The following is a 19741-nucleotide window of genomic DNA, read 5'->3' as shown; positions in this document are numbered from 1 at the left end:
GGGTTGAGGGCAACCATGCTATAATCGCAAGGAGTGAAGGCGGAGGAGAGAGAAGCTATGTCGCGCATTGCGATCCAGAGTGCTCAGTTCGGGCTAGTTCCCGAGAACAAACAGGCCCAGCGTGCGTTAATCAGCGAGGTCATCCCAGCCTCGCCTTTTGGCCCCGAGGCACGCAAAGGACAACTCTATCTGGTTGTTGAAGCGACTGACCAGGGCAAAGCAAGCCTGGCCGCCTGTGAATTGGTTGCCAGTGTGATCCAGCGCACCTTTTATCGAGACTCCTCGTCCAGCATCACGTCAGCCCTACGGTCCGCGATCCGCGCCGCCAACAAGGCGCTCTACGAACACAATTTCAAGCATGCAACCGACAACCGCGTACTGGTTGGGCTAACGTGTGCCATCGTCCGTGACACTGATCTCTTTCTTGTTCAGGTACAACCGGCACAGGCGTACATCCTGAGTGAGGGGCGCATTCGAGCCTTGCCATCCCATGCCGTCTGGGATCCTACCAGCACCAATGCCCTGCCTTTTGCCCAGGCCACGGCCCTGGGCGCAAGTCTCTTTGTCGAGCCCGAACTCTACCGTGCAAGCATAGGAACAGGCGGCGCGGCCTTGCTCTGTTCGAGTGATTTTGCCCAACTGCTGAGCCGCACCGAGGTAGAAGCCAGACTGTGGCAAGATGACGCCACGGTCATGCTGGAACGACTTGAAGAGCTTGCCCACACCCATGGACTCGACAATCCCCATGCCCTAGTGATCAGGTTTACCCCTGAAGCGAAGCCTCGCAACCGCCAGGTCGTCCCCAGCAAGAGCACGACCGACACGATGCAGGGGGCGCAGATGGCAGGGATGCGTGGATGGGTAGACAAACTAAAGCGCACGTTGAGGCGGCGACCCGAACGAAGCAATCAAGCGGTTCCTAACAAGCCCGAGGCTGAACCGATCGATCAGATGCAACGGATGCCGGACGAGCCAAGATACTCGACGGCGCCAATCCCTCGCGCAACACCGATCAATCTTGGTGACGAGATTGGGGATCGTTACGCACGGCTGCGCGAAGTACGGGCCGACACCGCACCGCTCCGGCTCGAAAACCTACCCCCTTCAACCTTTCTCGGTGAAGGGACGGTGCCCGTTTCAGGCAGCCGTCGCATCGATCTGAGTAGTGAAGAGACAATCAGCGGTGCCGGACCATACCGCCCCCGCTACGAAGAACGCCCCCTCGTCGATCTAACCTGGGGGGAACGACTTGCCCTTCCCTTCCAACGGATGAGCAGTAGCATCAATGGCTATTTCCGTGAACGTCACGTCCGCCGAACGGTGCAACCGCAACGTCCGATCCATCGAGGCCAAGGGCTTTCGTACCGGCGCAAAGGACCGCCTTTTTCGTGGGCGCTCTTACTTGGTCTATTGCTCATGATCACCATCCTGGTGATCTACGGCATGAATTTGAGCTTCCAGAATGATCAGCAGATTGTGCTCGAATACTTCACGGTCGCCGACGAACAATTGGCGACTGTGCGGAGCGCCGAAGACACCAACGAAGCACTGGTGACGCTGGAGTTTGCCCGTGAAGCGATTGATGAGCTACGGAGCAGTGCGCTCATTACAACGACGAATCCGACGCTCTGGCTCCGCTATCAAGAATTACAACGCGAGTACGAACGTGCCCTAGCATCCGTGCAGCGCATTACCTTTCTTGATGAACCTGTGGTGGTGGCGATACATCCGCTTGCCACCGGGCGCTTTGCCGATGTGATTGTGCCCCCAGTGATGACCAATGTGACCGATACAAATCTGCTCGAACGTTTGCAGTATATCTACGCCGTTGATATCGACACCCAGAATAGTCGGCTCTACCGCATCCCCCAGGAGGGAGGCCGTGCCGAGCCATTTCTCAGCCCTGGGCAGGGGGTTGGTTCAACGGTGGTTGGGCCAGTGCGGGCAGCGACCTGGCGCATTGACCAGGTCGTCGCGATTGACGAGGCTGCGAGTGGCTTTGGGTACTATTTTCGTACCGGATCAAGCTGGAACTACGCCAAACTCGGGGCAAGCGAGATCTGGCGTCTCCGCGACCGGTTGCGAGTGCGTGAGTATGGCGGCAATCTCTATGTCTGGGGCGCAGTCGCTAATGAGGTACTGCGCTTTCGCTCGGGGAGTTATAGTGATGCCCCCGATTACTGGCTTGATGTCAATAGTCTGGCTGATGTCGATCTGAGTACCGTGGTTGATATGGCTGTTGATGGGAGCATCTATTTACTGCGGGCCGATGGCACTGTGCTCGTCTTTAGTCAGGGCCAATTTGTTGGTGAAGTGAAACCAGAAGGAATCAATCCTCCGTTGACGATCGTGCGCGGCTTTGTTGTGACTGGAACATCACCCGAAGACGGCCACTTCTTTCTCATTGACACCTTGAATGAGCGTATTCTCCAGATGGAAAAGGTAAGCGGCACCATTATTCAACAGATCAAGGTGCGGACTGACGGCCCACTTCGCCTGGATGAGTTGAATAATCTGACGGTCACGAACGATGGCATCCGCACGAAGCTCTATCTCGTCAATGCTAACCAGATCATCCAGGCTGAACTGCCGTCACCACCACGTTCATTTCGTGAGAGTGGCGAGGGGACACCATAAGATGTTGGGCGAACCAAGCATACGGTACGCGCAACCTCGCGTCGTGCCCTGGCCTATGCCGAGACTCTTCCTGGTGCTTGTCCTGCTGCTGCTGTCCGGCTGTGTCACGGTGGCCGAGCAAGAAGTCGCAGGCGCAGGTGCGTCAAGCCCGCAGGCAGTGGTTGAAAGTTTTATCGAAGATCTGAATACCGCGCTCGCTGAAGAGAACCTGACTGATCCAGAGGTACGGCGGAGTTGGGCCGAACGGCTGGCGAGCCATTTTGCGCCGAGTGAGCGGGTCGATCAACGCAATGCGATGAGCCAGATGCTGCTCAACTTTGTGACAACCTCGAACCAGCCCGTGGTGGGAAGCCGTGTCACCCTCACGATCACCTACAGCTATGTCGAGATCTTGAGTCGTGAAGAGGGGCGGGCCCTGGTCAATGTTGTTGACGGCACATTTGTCCTGGTCTTTCTTGATGCAGAGGGCAACGTGCTACGTGAACGAACCAGTGACCTGACAGGAGTGCTTGGGCAAACGAGTGGCGGGTTGCCCGTCATCCAGGTTGGCAGTAGCTGGTATATGACCGAGGGATGAGACAAACGATTGTGATCCAGCAGGCCATTGCAGCACGCATCTTTCCGGGGGCGGTCATCCTGGCAACCCGTGACGGAGCAACGTTGCGCGATCAGGCGTATGGCACAACGATGTACGAAGATGAGGGCACGCGATCGATTGTGCGTGACGATATCTTTGACATTGCCTCGCTGACCAAAGTAGTGACGGCGACAGCGGCCTTGCGCCTCTATGATCTTGGTGAACTGACGCTCGACCGAGGGATCACTTTCTATCTCCCAGCCGCACGAGCACAACACGTCACGGTACGCCATCTGTTGACCCATTGCTCGGGCTTGGCTCTGCGCCTCTCGACCCTACGCAACGAGGGGGCAGCAGGCATTCAGGCTGCAATCTACGCCGCTGAACCAGTCAAACCACCCGGGACGCAGCTGGCCTATACCAATATCAATAGTCTGTTGCTTGGCGAGATTGTTGCAGTCGTCGCGGGCATCCCCCTTGACCAGGCTGTCCAGAAACTTGTGCTTGACCCTCTGGGCATGCGCGAAACCGGCTACTGCCCCTCAGGAGCCTTACGCGAACGCATTGTACCAACAGAATGGGATGATACGTGGCGGCAGAGGCTCGTGCATGGCGTGGTTCACGACGAGAGTGCCTATGCGCTGGGAGGGGTCGCAGGACACGCCGGGCTTTTCAGCACCGCCCGCGATCTTGAACGACTGGTGCGCATGTGGCTGCAGGGTGGTGCCTGGGCAGATCAGCAGGTGCTGCACGAAGCCACGGTTGCGCTCGCTTTACGTGATGCAACTGCCGAGCTCCGAACTGACGCAGGGCAGGCACTGCCGAGCGGGTTGGGGTGGATGTTGGATCGGGCCAACTTTATGGGGTCCGCGCCCAGAGGAAGCTTTGGGCATACCGGCTTTACCGGGCCAGCCATCATTGGCGTACCACATGCTCAACTAGCCCTGGTTGTGTTGAGCAATCGGGTCTACCCGCAGCGCACCGCCCCACCGTACCGTCACCATGCGGTCACGGCCACGATCCTGGAAGAACTGCTCAGGGAAGTGCTTTTCCAATAAGACGGTTTTTTGACGCAAAGGCGCAAAGGCGCAAAGGCGCGGGAAGGCCAGGAAATTTGGTTGACAAACGAGGATGAGGGAGAAGCGCGTATGGCCGGCGAGTGGGTGAAGATAGGTGAGGCAAACGAGTTGGCACCGGGGCAACTGATCTATGCCGCGATCGAAGGCTTGCCAGTTGCGGTCGCCAATGTGGATGGCAGCCTCTATGCCTTCAGTGATGCCTGCCGCCACGAAGGCGGGCCGCTTTCGGCGGGGGTTCTCATCGGTGCGACGATCACATGTCCGTGGCACGGATGGGCCTACGATGTACGCACAGGTAAAAGCCTCGTGCCTCCGGTGGGGTTACGCCTGGCAACCTACCCAGTACGAATCTGTGACGATGCGATCTGGATTGAGATTAACTGGGAGTAGTAAGACCATCGATCAGGCGTAGCGAGAGCCGTCCCAATTGCGAATGCGCGAGGGAGGCATGGGCGTCAGTGGCGCATCAGCGAGAATAGCCTCGGGGTGCAGGCGGGTGAGGGCATCGGCGAGTTGCTCGCTCACGAGTTGCGCGACACGTATGCGGGCTGCGCCCAGATTCGGTACGCGCCCGAGGTGCAAGCCGTGGGCGTCGGTCGCGAGGATCTGCACCAGGCCATGCTGCACCATCAATTCGCCCAGCATCTTCATACGCGAACCCTGAACACCGAGCAACGCATCGCAGGTGAGTTGCATCACGATCCCGCGCTCGATCATTGGAAGCAAGGTATTGGGGTCGCGCAGCACAAAATGATAACGCTCAGGATGGGCGAGCACAACCCGATAGCCCGCGAGTTGAAACCCAAAGATAATCTGCTCGGCAGCCTGCGGGGTAATATGCAACGGAAACTCAACGAGTACAGCACGACCTGTTTCGTAGGGCAAGAGCGCACCGGCTTGCAAGCGTTCAAGCGCACCCGGCTCACCATAGATCTCAGTACCTGAGATAAGCTGAAGCGGCACCTCCTCGTGCGCAAGAGCTGCACGTACCTCGGCGAGGCGCTTGCGTGCAAGGTCAACCTCATAGCGGGTCCAGGTACTGACCGAACTAGCACCGTGGGGCGTTGCGGCCATGATCGTCACGCCATCAGCAACGGCAGCCCGCGCAAGGGCAACGGCCTCTTGCAGTGAACGAGTACCATCATCAATATTGTGGAGAATATGGGAATGCAGATCAATCATATGCTCCCCTAATACGCATAACCCCGCTCCACCTTCGCCCCATTGAGCACCACCCCAACGATATTGGCCTTGACCTGTTCGAGCAGGCGGCGCGCCTCACGGGCACGGTCGCGGCGGGTCTGCCCAGCATGGAGCACGAGCAACACCCCATCAACCCGGGGGGCCAGCGTCGCGGCATCGGTAACCGCCACGACCGGGGGCGTATCAAAGAGCACAATTTCGGCCTCAGAGCGCATCCGCTCGATCAGGGCACCCATACGGCGTGAGCCAAGCAGATCGGCGGGGCGCGGGGGCAACGGCCCACTGGTCAGCACATGGAGACCGGGGACACTCGTCGGCTGAATGGGCAAGGGGCCATCGTCCTGCGCAAGCACGGCACTGGTCAGACCACGCTCATTGGGCACCCCAAAGATCGTATGCAAACTGGGGCGGCGCAGGTCACAATCAACCATCAGCACCCGCTGTTCGGCCTGCGCCATCGTCACAGCCAGATTCGCCAGGGTCGTACTCTTGCCCTCATCAGGGGCCGTACTGGTGACCAGCAGCGTATGGAGCGGCCGGTCAAGGCTCGAAAAAAGCAGATTGGTACGCAGGGTACGAAACGCCTCAGCCGCAGGCGAGCCAGGGTCGCGCAGCGTAATCAACGTCGTCTCGGGCGAAGAACCATTGGCACCCACAGCTATCTCCTCGTTTTATGGCTCAACGGTAGGAATCGCGCCCAAGGTCGTCAAGCCAACAAAACGCTCAACATCGCTACTACTCTTGAGCGTATCATCAAGATACTCAAGCACATAGGCCAGCAACACCCCGAGCATCAGACCAAGCAGCGCCCCGGCAAGCACATTGATACGTGTATTGGGTTGAATAGCGGTCAGGCGGGCCTGCTGAATACGTTGCACATTGATCCGGGCGGTGCCCTCGAGCGTCGCGTTAATGCGGTTCACTTCCGCAACGAGGCGATTGCCCACGGCATCGGCCATTGCCATCGACTGATCGAGCGTTGGTGCGTCCACCTCAATAATAATCTTCTGCTCATCAGGGCGAGGCTGAATATTAACATCGCGCATCCAGCGTTCACCGCTAATATCGAGGCCAATCTCCTGGCTAATCTGGTCGAGCACATCGGGCTGCATCACCAATTCGCGGTAGCTATTCATCGAATTACGGAGCACAATATTCAGGCCATTATCAGCCTGATTCGCCAGGGCCAGATAGACCGCCTGCGAGCGAAACGTCTGAGGGATCAGCTTGCTGACCCCATACGCCGCCACTGCCGCAGCAACGAGGGTCAGCACAACCACCCACCAGCGTTTCGCGAGCACAAGCCCATAATCACGTAACTGCATCGCACCCTCACTTATTCTTCAGGAATCACGCCAAGCACAGGTGCGCCCGTCCAGCGTTCGGCCTGACGTGCATGATAGATTCGATCATCAAGATATGCAAGGCCAAGCGCAATGCCCACCGCGGCGACAAGCGCCAGGGCAACCCGCAGGCCCACTTCACGCACCAGTCCGGTGAGGCTCTGCGACGAAGCAGCGGCCCCCGGGGGATCAATCACTTGCACCTGCAACCCACCGGCGGGGAAGCGGCCCCAGTAGACCAACCCACCCTCATGGAGACTCGTCACAGCCGCCTGCGCCATCGCAACAGCCAGTTCGGGAGTTGCGGCCGTTGCGCTAAGCAGCACCGAGCGATGGGTCGTCTCGACACGCAAACCGCCCTGGATCGCAGGCACCTCAAGGGCATAGCCCTGTGCCGCCATCGCGGCCTGAACATCGGTAGCAAAGAGCGCGCTGGAGATCACAGCGGGCAAATCATCAAGGATATACGCTGTTGTGAGCCAGGTTGTACCGACATCAAGGGGCGGCAGCGGCAACTCCGGATCAGGTTCAGGAGCCTGGGTCACCATCAAGCGCACCGTTGTCTGGAAAACTGGAGTACGCCCGAGCAGCGTCAGCGTACTCAGACCAGCGGTCAGCAACGGCAAAACAACCAGCACTGGCCAATAACGCAACAGCAGCGCAATGTATTCACGAAGATGCATAGGCTTACGAACGAACGTGTGGGAGGCGCTGCTGTTGATGATCTTGCAGCGTCTCATCAATCAACGTGCGCATCCGACTAAGAAAGAGATCGCGCCGATACTGCTCGGCGTGACGACGGATCGCAGCTTGATCATACCAGTCTGCGTGAGAAGCCGCAACTGCTGCCGCAACCGCTGCCGCAGTCTGCTGATGAAAAAAGCGCCCGGTCACGCCATCAATCACTGTTTCGAGCGCACCACCGGCACCATAGGCAATCACCGGGCGGCCGGCCGCCATTGCTTCGAGCGGAGTAATACCAAAATCTTCTTCACCGGGGAAGATAAACGCACGGCAGCGAGCAAAGAGATCGCAGCGGGTTGCTTCATCCACCCAGCCAAGAAACTCGATATTTGGGCCAGCAAGTTGCTGGAGACGCTGGCGGTCGCGACCGTCACCAAAAACCTTGAGGGGTAGGCGCAATTTCGTGAACGCCTCGATAATCAACTCGATCCGCTTATACGGAATAAGTCGACCACCCGCCAGATAGAAATCACCCGTCGGCCGTGGCTCGTACGGAGGCAGATCCACCGGCGGGGCGATCACCTGCGAGGAACGACCGTAATAACGTGCAATGCGTCCGGCGACCTCGTATGAATTAGCGACAAACCGATCGACACGATTCGCCGTACTGACATCCCAGAGTCTAACATAGGTCAAACCGATCGGCAACAGCACCCGTTGCAACCCAGTAATCTCTTCACGCTCGATGTACTCACGTGTTCGCCACGCAAAACGCATCGGCGTATGGCAATAGCAGATATGCAAGGCCCCAGGCCGGGGCATGACCCCTTTGGCATAGGCGCTGCTGCTCGAGATCAGCAGGTCATACTCACTAAAGTCAAAGCTCTCGAAGGCGGTGGGATAGAGCAAGAAGTAGCGGCGAAAGTGCTTGCGCCAACCGGGAAGGCGTTGCATAAACGAGGTACGAATATCCCACGTACGATAGTGGCCTGGCATCGCCTCGGCATCATAAATCGAGGTATAGACAGGCGCATCAGGGAACAACTCGCAGAGGGCCTCGAGGACCCGCTCGGCACCACCGTACTGATTCAGATAATCGTGAATGATCGCGACGCGCATAATTCAGTATCACCAAGCCTGCCTACAGGCGAACGCGGCCCGCAGCCCGGCAGTTTGCACGCCGGTTAGTCTACCATAGGATAGCATAGATTTGAGATGCCGATGTCATCCTGCCCACAAGAAATGTGGTACGATACCTCAGGAAAGGTTCCTTTTGCAAATCGGGAGGTCTGGCGTGCTCTTTCAGAATGTCGCCATCGAGGCGCTGGGTTATGAGTTGGCCCCGCACCGGATCAGTTCGGCCTGGCTTGAAGATCAGATCAGTGAGACCATGGAGCGCCTTGGGGTACCAAAGGGCCGTCTAGAGCAACTCTCGGGGATTCAGGAACGTCGCTTCTGGGAAGCCGGTACCCGCCCCAGTGCCACAGCAACGCTGGCCGGGGCCAAAGTGCTGGCGGCGGCCGAGGTTGATCCAGGCCGGATCGGGCTTTTGCTCAATACCTCGGTCTGTCAGGATTTTCTCGAACCTTCAACGGCATGCTTTGTCCATCGTAGTCTCGGCCTGGCACCAAAGGCGATCAACTACGATCTGCGCAATGCCTGCCTGGGCTTCTTAAATGGGATGCATGTCGGGGCAATGATGATCGAGATGGGGGAGATCGAGTATGCCCTGATCGTCAATGGCGAAGGCTCGCAAGAGATTGTGACGGCAACGCTCGAGCGCTTGAAGCGCCCTGAGACCACCGCTATCGAGTTCCGCGATAACTTTGCCGCGTTGACCCTTGGCTCTGGCGCAGCAGCAATGTTGCTTGCACATAGTAGCGTCGCCCGCTCGCCACACCGGCTCAATGGCCTGGTCTCACTGGCAGCCACCGAACACAATGAGCTCTGCATTGGCAGTCCTGATTATATGAAGACCGATGCGAGCGCCCTACTGGTCGCCGGGGTCAAGCTTGCCACCGAGACGTGGGCAGGCGCCCAGGAGCGGTTGCCCAACTGGTCTGACGAGCAGATCGCGCTCTATGCCCCCCACCAGGTCAGCGGCCGACACATGGCGGCCATCAGCGAAGCCCTTGGCTTGACGCCGGCGAAGCTTGCCTTGAATTTCCAGGTACTCGGCAACATCGGGCCTGCGGCACTCCCGATCAGTCTGGCGCAAGCTGCCGAGGCCGGACGGATCAAAGCTGGCGATCACGTCGGTTTGCTCGGGATCGGCTCTGGAATTAATTGTTCGATGATGAGTGTTACCTGGTAAGCTTCGTGGCCTGCGGCCCGAAGCTCCGTCCCCGCGTAGGCGGGGACGGAGGCTTAACTGAACAGGTTGGTTCAAGAACCTATGATTGATGAAGCTTACTGGGAACCACGCTTTATCGCCTTTCTTGACTCACGCGAAGCACAGCCTGATGCGGCCCATGATCGTGAGCACATCAGGCGGGTGGTCGCCAATGCACGCCGCCTTGCCGTTGCCGAAAACGCTGATCTTACGGTCGTGTTGCCCGCAGCCTGGTTGCACGATTGTGTCAGTGTACCCAAAGATTCGCTCCAACGCCCCTTTGCTTCAACGATGGCCGCAACAGCGGCGAGTTCGTTCCTGACCTGGTCAGGCTATCCGCCTTTTCGTATTCCCGCGATTGCCCATGCGATCATGGCGCACAGCTTCAGCGCCAACATTGCCCCGCTGACCATTGAAGCCCGCGTCGTTCAGGATGCTGATCGCCTCGATGCCCTTGGTGCCATTGGTCTCGCCCGCTGTCTCATGCTCAACGGACAGCTTGGACGCCCACTCTACGATCCTGCCGAACCATTCCCTACCCAACGCCCTGCGGATGATACGCTTTCAGCTATTGATCATTTCTACACCAAGCTGCTCGGTCTCGCCGCAACAATGACCACGGCGGCCGGGAAAGCTGAAGCCGAACGCCGCACACTCTTCCTTACCCAGTTCCTCCAACAACTGAGTGAAGAATTGGGGGTTGCGTTGCCGCAACCTCAGGTTGATACTCGGTAGAGCCACAGCAGGCCTCTACGCCCACTTTGTATGCCCGGCAGAGGAATTTGTTCACCCTTTCTCCTGTGAGCGAAAGCGTCTCGCCCTCGTCATATGTTCGAGAGCGAGACACCCTCGCTCCCGGGGGCGCTTACCCAACGCTGAACTCTTCCCCCCATATAGGCATGGACATACGTTCCCTGTAAAGGCAAAGGAGACAAAGAGTGCCCCAGATGCATTATCCAGAGGATCGAACCGGTCGTCGTTCGCTGTGGGTGACGTTGATCACTGTGCTTGTCTTCGTGGTTGGCTTCATTGCTCATACCTCAAGCCGAGCCCAAGCCCCTTCGCTACAACATCAAGAGCCTGTCGGCAAGCCTAGCCAGGCTACAACAGTGATCGTGGTTGATACTAGTGAAGACCTCGATAGTAGCAGTACGCGCAAGACGTGTACCTACACCTCCGGGGCTATTTTTGTGCCCGCAACCGATGGATGTACCTTGCGCCGTGCGATCCTTGAGGCTGCGGCCCGCCCTCCGGCGGATCGCCCGATCGAAATTCGCTTCAATCTAGCTGATGATGATCCGAATAAAGATCGCGAGGTAAGTGGGACATGGACGCTACCAATTAATGCGGCGTTGCCTACGCTGAGAACCCAGTCAATTCTTGATAAGACCGGCGATGTAACGATTGATGGATCAACGCAACCAGGGGGTCGCACGGATGGGCCACCGATCATTCTTGCCACGAATGACCGCAGTCTAGAGATCGAAAGTACTGGCAATACGATCCGCCATCTGGCGTTTAAGGGTGGCGGGGCGATCTTTCTGAAAGAGGATGGCAATACGGTCGAGCAGATCTGGATGGGGCTGAGCGACGATGGTACCTCCATCGTTTTTCGGACACCGGCCCAACCGAATCGTATGGCCGGGGGAGGTATTTTCATTACCTCCAATGACAACCTCGTCCAGAATAACATCATTGCTGGAGCGTTTGCCCGTGCCATCAATATTGATGGGAGCCGCACAAACAATACGATTCAGAATAATTTGATTGGTACACGGGCAGATGGTACCGTACCTGAGGTGCCTGTAGCAGCGCAGTGTCTCCGTTCACTCAGCCTTGATCCGCAAAACTGGTACGGCGGCTGGGGCATTGCTTTGAGTGGCAGCAACAATCGGCTCATTGGCAATCGCATTGCGGGGTTGCATATCATCCAGTCACTCAACGATACGCCACCTATCGCGATTGAGATCTTTGGCAGCGGCCACGAAGTGCGCGACAATGTGATTGGCATTGACAGCGCCGATAATCCCGTAGGTGTCTGTGGGCAGGGCATCAAAGTTTCGGGAAGCAATACACAGATCGTTGACAACCTGATTACAGGCAGTCGCGCCGGGTTTGAAGATGATGAATCGTCGGCTATCCTTGCCAGCGACACCTCGCCGACCTTTGGACAAATCACCGTGCGACGCAATCTGATCGAACGCGGCCCCGGGCGAGTCTATGCCTTTGGGCCTGGGATACCCGCAGTGCTGCGCACCTTCCAGCCGGCCCGCGTTACGTCCGTTGCCGGAACCACAGTCCGGGGAACCAGTGGCCTCGATAGTCCCTGTCCCGGATGCTTGATCGATCTCTACAGCGATAATGGTGACGAGATTGCCGAAACGCTGAGCTATCTTGGTGAGGCGCTTGCGGATGAGACTGGAGCCTTTACGGTCACGCTGAGCGCACCTCTGCAAGCAGGGGTGGGCCTTCGTACGAGCAGTACCACGCAATCTGCCGGGGTGATTGGCAACTATCTGAGTGGCACGACAACGCAGGTCTCAAAGCTCTATCTGCCGTTGAGCGAGCTCAGCATCACCGGGCCGGTCACAGGCACCGCAGGGATGACCTATACGTTTGTTTTTGAGCTTGAGCCGCTCGGGGCGACAGCGCCCTATACCTATACGGCCACAGTCACTGATGTAGCTGAGCCCGTTACCCTCGTCACGGCAAGTTCAACGGTTACTGTTACGTATAGCTGGCCCACCAGTGGCACAAAGACGATTGGCGTCAATGTTGCCAACGAATTGAGTGAAGTCACTGCGACGCATACGATTGATATTACAGGCACGGTGATACCAGATGATGAGTGGAGGGTTTATCTTCCTCTAGTCAGCCGTTAGGTGCGCAGTCAACGTTGCAGCGAAGCTTCGTAGAGGCCGCGTATCCGCTGATACGCGGCCTCCCAGGTCAACTCGCGCATGACCCGCGCCTGGCCGGATGCGCCGAGTTGCCGGGCATATCCGGGATCGCTGATCAAGCGCTTGAGCGCCTCGGCGAGTGCGGCGCTGTCGCTAAACGGAACAAGCAACCCGTCAAGGCCGTCACGGATGACCGCGGGTACGCCGCCGGCCAGTGCGCCAATAACGGGTACACCGTAGGCCCACGCTTCGAGGTAGCTAATGCCAAAGCTGTCGGTGCGCGATGGTTGCGCATAGACCGTTGCGGCGGCCAGTGCGTCGCGGCGTGTTGCGTCGCTAACATAACCAAGCACATGGATCCGTGCCCTGGCCTCGGCGGGCAAGCGCTTGCAATAGTGCTCGAAGTGGGCAAGCAGTGGCCCGCATTGCACCCAGGTTGCCTCGACCCCACTGGCCCAGAGGCGCTGCATTGCTTCGAGCACATGAATGGTTCCTTTATCGTAGGCCGCAGCCCCCAGACTCAAGACCATCGGCCCACTGATCTGATGCCGCGCCCGGAACACCTGCCCATCACCACCAGCCACCTCGGCAGGATCAATGCCGGCACCAACAACATGCACCTGTGCAGCGGGCACCCCAGACGCAATCAGCGCGTCGCGTTCCAGCGTCGTCATCGTTGCCACCGCCGCACACTCTTGCAGCAACGCGATCTGGTGGGGCATCGTATAGTACTGCACAATCTGGCGCTTGCCCGGCTCGCCCAAATGCACAAACGGGGTACAGAGATGGCGAATGCCCCGCTGCCTGGCCCAGCGTGCAGCGGGAATAACGGCAAAATCGAGCGTAATATTTGTCGTATGCAACACGGTCACATCCGCGAGTTCGGGGGCCGTTGCCAGGAAATGTTCAAGCGCGGGGAGGCGCGGGGTCAGGGTCGCAAGGCGCATCAAGAGCGGGGCAACGGGCTGTCCCAGACGCCCCAGGTCAACCATCAGCCGACGGAGGATCTGATAGGCAAGCGAAGGGCCGGGCATCCGCTGCACAGGGAAGCGAATGATGCGCATCCCATCCTGCTCGGTGACACCAGGCTCGACGTGGCGGCAACGGGCATCCCAGAAATACTCAAGATCCAGAGCATCCGTGCTGAGCAGCGTCACCCGATGCCCTTCACGGACGAGGCGCGCCCCTATTTCACGAAAATAGCGCGAGGCACCCGAGGCAGGATTGTAGAGTTGATTGAGATGCAGAATATGCATACTGCTACTTGCCGGTCAGCACCACCGGCTGCGCAAGCAGCGCAACCCGGCGGGGTTGCACCAGGCCCACCGGAAAACTACAGACAATCATCTCGGCGACCTCACCGCGCTTTTTGCCATCACAGTTAATCTTGCGGCTCGCCATCACGATATCGTTGGTCGTCGCAGGCGCATAAAGCTCAGCCACGAGCGGCGTGTGCGAATTCGAAAGCATCACGGCACAGCCACGGTCGGCCAGCGCAAAGAAGGTATGAGCTAGTTCACGCTGCTCCACTTCAGTGAAACCACGATGCGTATAGGCCGTAAACGAGGAGGTAGGGCTCACAGGCACATACGGAGGATCGAAATAGATCAAATCATCGGGCCGGGCACGCTGCAATACTCCATCAAAGTGCTCAACCCGTAGCTCAACCTCACGCAAAGCGCGACTCACTTCACGCATATTATCAGGATCAACAATCAAAGGCTTTTTGTAGTGTCCAAAGGGAGCATTGAACTGACGCTTATTATTGAGCCGATAGAGACCGTTATAGCACGTGCGGTTGAGAAAGATGGTACGGGCGGCTCGTTCAACTTTGGGGCGGAGATGAAAGTGAGGCTGGCGATCCCACGACCGGACTTCGTAGAAGAAGTCACGATCAGCGAAATGAACCCGCATCGCAACAAGTAGCTCAATCAAGTCTTCAACGTGCTCGCGAACAACCTCATAACAATCGATCAACTCAGGATTCGAGTCGCTCAAAACCGCCCCATGGGCCAGCAGGCCTTGGTTCCAGAGATGAAAAAAGAAGGCCCCACCGCCAACAAAAGGCTCGTGGTAGCGCTCAAACGTCATTGGCAAGCGTGCCGTCAATTCGGCCAGCAACTGACCTTTACCACCGGCCCACTTGAGGAAAGGACGAGCTGGCACTTTTTACTCCGGGAAGGGGAGGCACAACCTCCTACAGGAATGCATGGCATACTGACAAAAGATGCCAGCCAGGCTGGCACATTACGTCAATCTCGCAGCGCGTTGCAGAGCGTTCCGAAGGTTGATTATAGCATATTTGACTTGACTCGGGGCCGGAATTATCATGAAGCACACCAGCAAGGAGCCAAAGGAGCCGCTATGCCAGAGATAATGATCTTTCCAAGCTATTTTCACCAGTGGATCATTCGACGGCTCGATGCACAACTTGGCATTCCGCTAGAGCATCAGGGACTGGCGTATGCAGCCACGGCCCCGATTGGCCTGCTTATGCCTGGTTGCGATCCGGTACAGCCTGATTTTGTGCTGGTGCATCGCGCCAGAGCCGACATTATCACCAATCGGCGCATCCGTGGCGTACCTGATCTGATCGCCGAAGTGCTGTCACCCCATAATGCCGAGCAAGAAACGCTCGTCAAACGCCATGCCTATGCACGAGCTGGTGTGCCCGAGTACTGGATCATCCGCCCCGAGACACGCGACGTGCTTGTTTGTCATACGCCCGATAGCGGGCTTGGCGACTATACGGCAACCCACCTGGTCGGGGTTGGAGAAGCCCTGACGCCTCTCCTTTTTCCGATCACGGTCGAGGTTGCGCAACTGTTTGCCGGTGCTCCAGATACGACTGTTTGAGCGATCCTTTTGGGAGCGCCCAGGTTGCTCAGGTCACTCTCAAAGGTGCCTGGGCAACATTGCGATAGCCTTGATGGCTATGTGGCGTATAATGGGTATGGTATGGCCCTGTTACGGGGCAACGCCTGCGCTTTGTTGGCAGGGTTCGTCTAGGCTGGTGATGCAGGAGCAATGAGATCGCTATGAGTGTTGTTTCTGGCCCGGTACGGGTGCGTTTTGCCCCGAGTCCGACTGGTTATCTGCATATTGGTGGTGTGCGTACGGCGCTTTTCAATTGGCTCTTTGCCCGCCATTACGGGGGCCAGTTTGTGCTACGCATCGAGGATACGGACGAGAAGCGTTTTGTTGATGATGCCGCCGCTGATATTATGGCGTCGCTGCGTTGGGCTGGCCTTGATTGGGATGAAGGCCCTGACGTAGGCGGACCCTTTGGCCCCTATGTGCAGTCGGAGCGTCACGCCGAGGGCATCTATGCGACATATAGCACGCAGTTGCTCGAGGCGGGCCTGGCCTATATGTCGTTTACAACTGAAGAAGAACTGGCGCAGATGCGCGCCGCTGCCGAAGCGCAGGGCATCAAGTCGTTTCGTTTTCGTGGTCCCGAGCGCGCTTGGCCCCTCGAACAGCAGCAAGAAATGGCGGCCCGTGGGCGGCCTTTTACCATTCGCCTGAAGACACCGCTTGAGGGCGAAACGCGGTTTCAGGATCTGGTGCGCGGCGGCGATCAGATTGTGGTACAACATACCCAGTTGCAGGATATTGTCTTGATCAAAGCCACTGGGATGCCCGTCTACCATTTTGCGCACCTCGTTGATGACCATCTGATGCAGATTACCCACGTGATGCGCGCTGAAGAGTGGGTGCCCTCGACGCCCTATCATGTGCTGCTCTACCATGCCTTTGGCTGGAATTTGCCCGTCTTTGCCCACCTGCCCGTTATTTTGCGCCAGGACGGCAAAGGCAAGCTCTCGAAACGCAAAGATGATGTCTCAACGAACCGTTTCTGGGAACGTGGCTATCTGCCCGAGGCGATGTTCAATTATCTGGCGTTGCAAGGGTGGAGCTACGACGACCATACCGAGTTGATGTCTCGGGACGAGATTGTTGAGCGCTTTACGATTGAGCGGGTGCAACCCTCGCCAGCACGCTGGAATCCCGACAAGCTCAAGGATCTGAATGGACTCTATGTCCGGCGCCTGACGACCGAGCAGGTTGCCGAACGGTTGTTGCCGTATCTGACCAAGGCTGGCCTAGTTACTGATCCGCCGACCGTCGACGAGCGTGCCTATGTGGTCAGCTTGACACCGTTGATCCACGAGCGGTTGGTCGAACTGAGCGAAGCGCCGGACTTGCTCGAATTCTTCTTCCGCGAACCAAGCCCTGGCCCCGAGGGGTATGATCCGGCCCTCCTGGTACCCAAAAAGATGGAGGCCGCCCAGACGGCCGAGCTTTTGCGGGCGGCCCATGAAGCGCTGAGTCAGGTTGAGATCTGGGGTATCGAGCAGGTGGAAGCGGCGTTACGTGCGCTCGTCGCACGCCTCGAAGTGAAACCTGGGCCGCTCTTTGGCGCGATCCGTGTCGCTGCCAGTGGACGTACGGTGGCCCCTCCCCTCTTTGAGATGCTCGTGGCCCTGGGCCGTGAACGCACCCTTGCCCGCCTTGAACGAGGCTATACAGCCCTGGGCTAACGGTTCTTGGAGCTATGCCGAAAGGCTTTGTATATGATCAATTGGACTGAGTCGGTGCATCACGATGGCTCACCACTCTATGTCGAGGTGGCTGAACAGCGTCTCGGGGCAACGGCAACGCTGCGTTTGCGTGTGGCGCTTGAGGCACCGCTCACCGCCGTCTATCTGCGCAGTTGCCCCGATGGCGAGCAGACGATTGTGCCAATGGAGCCAGCCGGGGCGGATAGCGTCTGTCGCTGGTGGCGGATCGAATTGCCGTTGCGCATGCTTTCGACCGGCTATCGTTTTTTGCTCCGGACGCTGCATAGTGGCAATCTCTGGTATAACGCGGCGGGAATTGTGCCGCATTATCCGACTGACACAAATGATTTCAAGCTGCTCGCCGATTATCATGCCCCGGCATGGTTAGAAGACGCTGTCTTTTACCAAATTTTTCCTGATCGGTTTGCCGACGGTGATCCGACGAATAATGTCCGTGATGGGCAGTATGTCTACATGGGCAAGCCAGTGGTCGCACGTCAATGGGGCGACATGCCGCACCGCGAACATGGCTCGGGTGAGTTTTTTGGCGGCGATCTGCAGGGGATTACGCAGCGGCTCGACTATCTCACCGACCTCGGGGTCAATGCCGTCTATCTAAACCCGATCTTTACGGCCCCCAGTAACCACAAATATGACGTCGCTGATTATGCAACGATTGACCCTCATCTTGGCGGCGAGGATGCGTTAGTTGCCTTGCGCGAGGCGCTGACGGCCCGCGGGATGCGCCTGATCCTCGATATTGTGCCGAATCACTGCGGCGCGACCCATCCCTGGTTTGTGGCAGCGCAGGCCGACCCCGCTGCACCCACAGCTGAGTTTTTTACCTTTCGCCGTCATCCTGATGAGTATGAGAGCTGGCTAGGCGTTGATACGCTGCCCAAGCTCGATTACCGGAGTGAACGGCTGCGTGAGTTGATGTATGCCGGTGAAAACGCCATTATGCGGCACTGGCTCCGCCCGCCTTATGCGATTGATGGCTGGCGCATTGATGTCGCCAACATGCTTGGGCGGCAGGGACCGCTCAATCTTGGGCATAAGATCGGGCGCGGCATCCGTCGGGCGATCAAAGCCGAGCAACCCGAGGCCTATCTGCTCGGGGAGCATTTTTTTGACGGGACACCGCATCTGCAAGGGCAAGAACTTGATGCCTCGATGAATTATCAGGGGTTTACCTTTCCTGTCTGGCGCTGGTTGGCAGGCTTCGAGCTTGCCTCGGTGCAAGATCGCCCCTGGGCCGATGTGTTGCCCATGTCAACCGAACACATGGTTGCCCAATGGCAAGCCTTTCGCGCCGCCATTCCATGGCAGATCGTGACCCAGCAATTCAATCTTTTGGGGAGCCACGATACGGCCCGGTTGCGGAGTCTGCTTGGGGGCGACCTGCGCCTCGTCAGGATTGCCGTCGCCCTGTTGCTGACCTATCCAGGGGTTCCGTGCATCTATTACGGCGATGAACTGGGGTTGGAAGGCCTGGTTGACCCCGATTGCCGTCGCTGTATGGAGTGGGATACAACAACCTGGAACCACGAATTGCGGGCTTTTTTTCAACAGCTTATTCGGCTGCGGCGCACGAGTCTGGCGTTGCGACGGGGCGGCTTTCAGGTGCTCTATGCTGGCGGGCATACAGTGGCGTATCAACGCGAGGTAGCCGAAGAGCGCTTGATTATTGTCGCCCGCCGCGCTGATGATGGGTTACAGAGCGTGCCAGTGCGCCATGCCGGGGTGCCTGATGGTGCCAGGGCTCACGATCTGCTTGGCGAAACGGAAACAACAGTTGAAGCCGGTGCGCTCCCGCTGACGGGACTGCCGGCGGTGGGAGTGATGGTGTGGAGCATAACATAGTAGCGTGGGTACGACGAAGGCTCGCACTGGTCGGGGTCTTGCTGGTTGCCCTGGCAAGTTTCGGCATCATTGGCGCACCACAGGTAGCGTATGCCTGTTCCTGTGCGCCGGTGCCATCACCACGACAGGCGTTTGAAGAAGCAACAGCGGTCTTTAGTGGGCGGGTCGTAAGCATTGTCGGCGACGAAGAGGAACTGCTGGTCACTGTGGCGCTCGAACGACGCTGGAAGAGCGAGTTAGAAGGGCAAGTGACCCTGACAACACCGGGGAGCAGTGCGGCATGTGGCTTTCCCTTTGAAGAGGGAGAGCAGTACCTGATCTATGCGCAGACAACGGATGGCCAGTTGACGACCGACCTGTGCAGTCGCACCGCACGCTTTGATGCGACCCGCGAAGATCGGCGCGCCCTCGGATCGGGCATCCCCATCTCTTCGGGGGCCGTCCCAGTTTCAGCGATGACGCTCGAAACGCCGTGGTTGCCAATTGGACTCAGTCTGCTCGCACTGGTGATCGGGGTTGTGATCGCCATCGGCCTCTGGCGAAAAAGGTGAGTTAGCG

Annotated in this window: 18 protein-coding genes; 11 read left to right on the top strand and 7 right to left on the bottom strand. The window is 58.0% G+C overall.

Features of this window, described 5'->3' with window-relative positions; genetic code table 11:
• Positions 1–57: 57 nt before the first annotated feature.
• The 4 genes from A9Q02_RS09885 to A9Q02_RS09870 are packed head-to-tail and all read left to right on the top strand — an operon-like array spanning position 58 to position 4683.
• On the top strand, positions 58–2637 hold the full coding sequence (locus A9Q02_RS09885; RefSeq protein ID WP_097652468.1) for a hypothetical protein: 2580 nt from the start codon (positions 58–60) through the stop codon (positions 2635–2637).
• A 55-nt stretch (positions 2638–2692) separates the two neighbouring features.
• Positions 2693–3214, top strand: a complete 522-nt coding sequence (locus tag A9Q02_RS09880; RefSeq protein WP_141508821.1) for a hypothetical protein — start codon at positions 2693–2695, stop codon at positions 3212–3214.
• Positions 3211–4272: a serine hydrolase domain-containing protein gene (locus tag A9Q02_RS09875; RefSeq protein WP_097652464.1), complete on the top strand. Its 1062-nt coding sequence runs from the start codon at positions 3211–3213 to the stop codon at positions 4270–4272. The genes A9Q02_RS09880 and A9Q02_RS09875 overlap by 4 nt, the downstream gene beginning before the upstream one ends.
• A 60-nt stretch (positions 4273–4332) precedes the next feature.
• On the top strand, positions 4333–4683 hold the full coding sequence (locus tag A9Q02_RS09870) for a Rieske (2Fe-2S) protein (protein WP_245860490.1): 351 nt from the start codon (positions 4333–4335) through the stop codon (positions 4681–4683).
• 12 nt (positions 4684–4695) lie between these two features.
• Here A9Q02_RS09870 and A9Q02_RS09865 read toward each other — a convergent pair whose 3' ends face one another.
• Genes A9Q02_RS09865 through A9Q02_RS09845 form a run of 5 tightly spaced genes read right to left on the bottom strand, consistent with a single transcriptional unit; the run spans position 4696 to position 8642 of the window.
• Complete coding sequence (locus A9Q02_RS09865) at positions 4696–5475, bottom strand: tyrosine-protein phosphatase (protein WP_097652460.1); 780 nt, start codon at positions 5473–5475, stop codon at positions 4696–4698.
• 8 nt (positions 5476–5483) lie between these two features.
• Positions 5484–6152, bottom strand: a complete 669-nt coding sequence (locus A9Q02_RS09860; RefSeq protein WP_097652458.1) for a CpsD/CapB family tyrosine-protein kinase — start codon at positions 6150–6152, stop codon at positions 5484–5486.
• Between the two features lie 15 nt (positions 6153–6167).
• Entirely contained in the window at positions 6168–6821 is a 654-nt protein-coding gene (locus A9Q02_RS09855; protein WP_097652456.1) for a YveK family protein, read from the bottom strand.
• Between the two features lie 11 nt (positions 6822–6832).
• Positions 6833–7522 (bottom strand): YveK family protein, encoded by a 690-nt coding sequence (locus tag A9Q02_RS09850; protein ID WP_097652454.1) that lies wholly within the window; start codon positions 7520–7522, stop codon positions 6833–6835.
• A 4-nt stretch (positions 7523–7526) separates the two neighbouring features.
• Positions 7527–8642: a glycosyltransferase gene (locus tag A9Q02_RS09845; RefSeq protein ID WP_097652452.1), complete on the bottom strand. Its 1116-nt coding sequence runs from the start codon at positions 8640–8642 to the stop codon at positions 7527–7529.
• A 175-nt stretch (positions 8643–8817) separates the two neighbouring features.
• Between A9Q02_RS09845 and A9Q02_RS09840 the strand changes: the two genes are divergently transcribed.
• The 3 genes from A9Q02_RS09840 (at position 8818) to A9Q02_RS09830 (ending at position 12737) form a co-directional block, all read left to right on the top strand.
• A complete protein-coding gene (locus tag A9Q02_RS09840) occupies positions 8818–9837 on the top strand; it encodes a 3-oxoacyl-ACP synthase III (protein WP_097652450.1) in 1020 nt (339 codons plus the stop codon).
• Positions 9838–9918: 81 nt separating this feature from the next.
• On the top strand, positions 9919–10590 hold the full coding sequence (locus A9Q02_RS09835) for an HD domain-containing protein (RefSeq protein ID WP_097652448.1): 672 nt from the start codon (positions 9919–9921) through the stop codon (positions 10588–10590).
• 212 nt (positions 10591–10802) lie between these two features.
• Positions 10803–12737 carry a YLP-box putative sorting motif-containing protein gene (locus A9Q02_RS09830; protein WP_141508819.1) on the top strand — a complete coding sequence of 645 codons (1935 nt, stop codon included), beginning with the start codon at positions 10803–10805 and terminating at the stop codon, positions 12735–12737.
• An 8-nt stretch (positions 12738–12745) separates the two neighbouring features.
• Here the strand turns inward: A9Q02_RS09830 and A9Q02_RS09825 are convergent, their stop codons facing one another.
• On the bottom strand, positions 12746–14011 hold the full coding sequence (locus A9Q02_RS09825) for a glycosyltransferase family 4 protein (RefSeq protein ID WP_097652444.1): 1266 nt from the start codon (positions 14009–14011) through the stop codon (positions 12746–12748).
• Between the two features lie 4 nt (positions 14012–14015).
• On the bottom strand, positions 14016–14921 hold the full coding sequence (locus tag A9Q02_RS09820) for a DNA adenine methylase (RefSeq protein WP_097652442.1): 906 nt from the start codon (positions 14919–14921) through the stop codon (positions 14016–14018).
• A gap of 198 nt (positions 14922–15119) precedes the next feature.
• Here A9Q02_RS09820 and A9Q02_RS09815 point away from each other — a divergent pair, with 198 nt between their 5' ends.
• From A9Q02_RS09815 to A9Q02_RS09800, 4 genes are all read left to right on the top strand, one after another.
• Positions 15120–15611 (top strand): Uma2 family endonuclease, encoded by a 492-nt coding sequence (locus A9Q02_RS09815; protein WP_097652440.1) that lies wholly within the window; start codon positions 15120–15122, stop codon positions 15609–15611.
• 182 nt (positions 15612–15793) lie between these two features.
• Entirely contained in the window at positions 15794–17299 is a 1506-nt protein-coding gene (gene gltX, locus A9Q02_RS09810; protein ID WP_097652439.1) for a glutamate--tRNA ligase, read from the top strand.
• Positions 17300–17332: 33 nt separating this feature from the next.
• Entirely contained in the window at positions 17333–19183 is a 1851-nt protein-coding gene (malZ, locus tag A9Q02_RS09805; protein WP_245860489.1) for a maltodextrin glucosidase, read from the top strand.
• Entirely contained in the window at positions 19168–19734 is a 567-nt protein-coding gene (locus A9Q02_RS09800; RefSeq protein WP_097652437.1) for a hypothetical protein, read from the top strand. Before malZ ends, A9Q02_RS09800 begins: the two co-directional genes overlap by 16 nt.
• Positions 19735–19741 lie beyond the last annotated feature (7 nt).

Source organism: Candidatus Chloroploca asiatica (assembly GCF_002532075.1).
Lineage (GTDB): Bacteria > Chloroflexota > Chloroflexia > Chloroflexales > Chloroflexaceae > Chloroploca > Chloroploca asiatica.
The sequence above is the reverse complement of the archived record's forward strand: the minus strand, read 5'-3'. Positions and strand labels throughout refer to the sequence as shown.

Excerpts from the sequence above, each read along its gene's own strand:
- A9Q02_RS09835 (WP_097652448.1), top strand. The coding sequence starts at position 9,919 with ATGATTGATGAAGCTTACTGGGAACCACGCTTTATCGCCTTTCTTGAC.
- A9Q02_RS09815 (WP_097652440.1), top strand. The coding sequence starts at position 15,120 with ATGCCAGAGATAATGATCTTTCCAAGCTATTTTCACCAGTGGATCATT.
- A9Q02_RS09855 (WP_097652456.1), bottom strand. The coding sequence starts at position 6,821 with ATGCAGTTACGTGATTATGGGCTTGTGCTCGCGAAACGCTGGTGGGTG.
- A9Q02_RS09825 (WP_097652444.1), bottom strand. The coding sequence starts at position 14,011 with ATGCATATTCTGCATCTCAATCAACTCTACAATCCTGCCTCGGGTGCC.
- malZ (WP_245860489.1), top strand. The coding sequence starts at position 17,333 with ATGATCAATTGGACTGAGTCGGTGCATCACGATGGCTCACCACTCTAT.
- gltX (WP_097652439.1), top strand. The coding sequence starts at position 15,794 with ATGAGTGTTGTTTCTGGCCCGGTACGGGTGCGTTTTGCCCCGAGTCCG.
- A9Q02_RS09830 (WP_141508819.1), top strand. The coding sequence starts at position 10,803 with ATGCATTATCCAGAGGATCGAACCGGTCGTCGTTCGCTGTGGGTGACG.
- A9Q02_RS09845 (WP_097652452.1), bottom strand. The coding sequence starts at position 8,642 with ATGCGCGTCGCGATCATTCACGATTATCTGAATCAGTACGGTGGTGCC.
- A9Q02_RS09880 (WP_141508821.1), top strand. The coding sequence starts at position 2,693 with ATGCCGAGACTCTTCCTGGTGCTTGTCCTGCTGCTGCTGTCCGGCTGT.
- A9Q02_RS09885 (WP_097652468.1), top strand. The coding sequence starts at position 58 with ATGTCGCGCATTGCGATCCAGAGTGCTCAGTTCGGGCTAGTTCCCGAG.
- A9Q02_RS09875 (WP_097652464.1), top strand. The coding sequence starts at position 3,211 with ATGAGACAAACGATTGTGATCCAGCAGGCCATTGCAGCACGCATCTTT.
- A9Q02_RS09865 (WP_097652460.1), bottom strand. The coding sequence starts at position 5,475 with ATGATTGATCTGCATTCCCATATTCTCCACAATATTGATGATGGTACT.
- A9Q02_RS09850 (WP_097652454.1), bottom strand. The coding sequence starts at position 7,522 with ATGCATCTTCGTGAATACATTGCGCTGCTGTTGCGTTATTGGCCAGTG.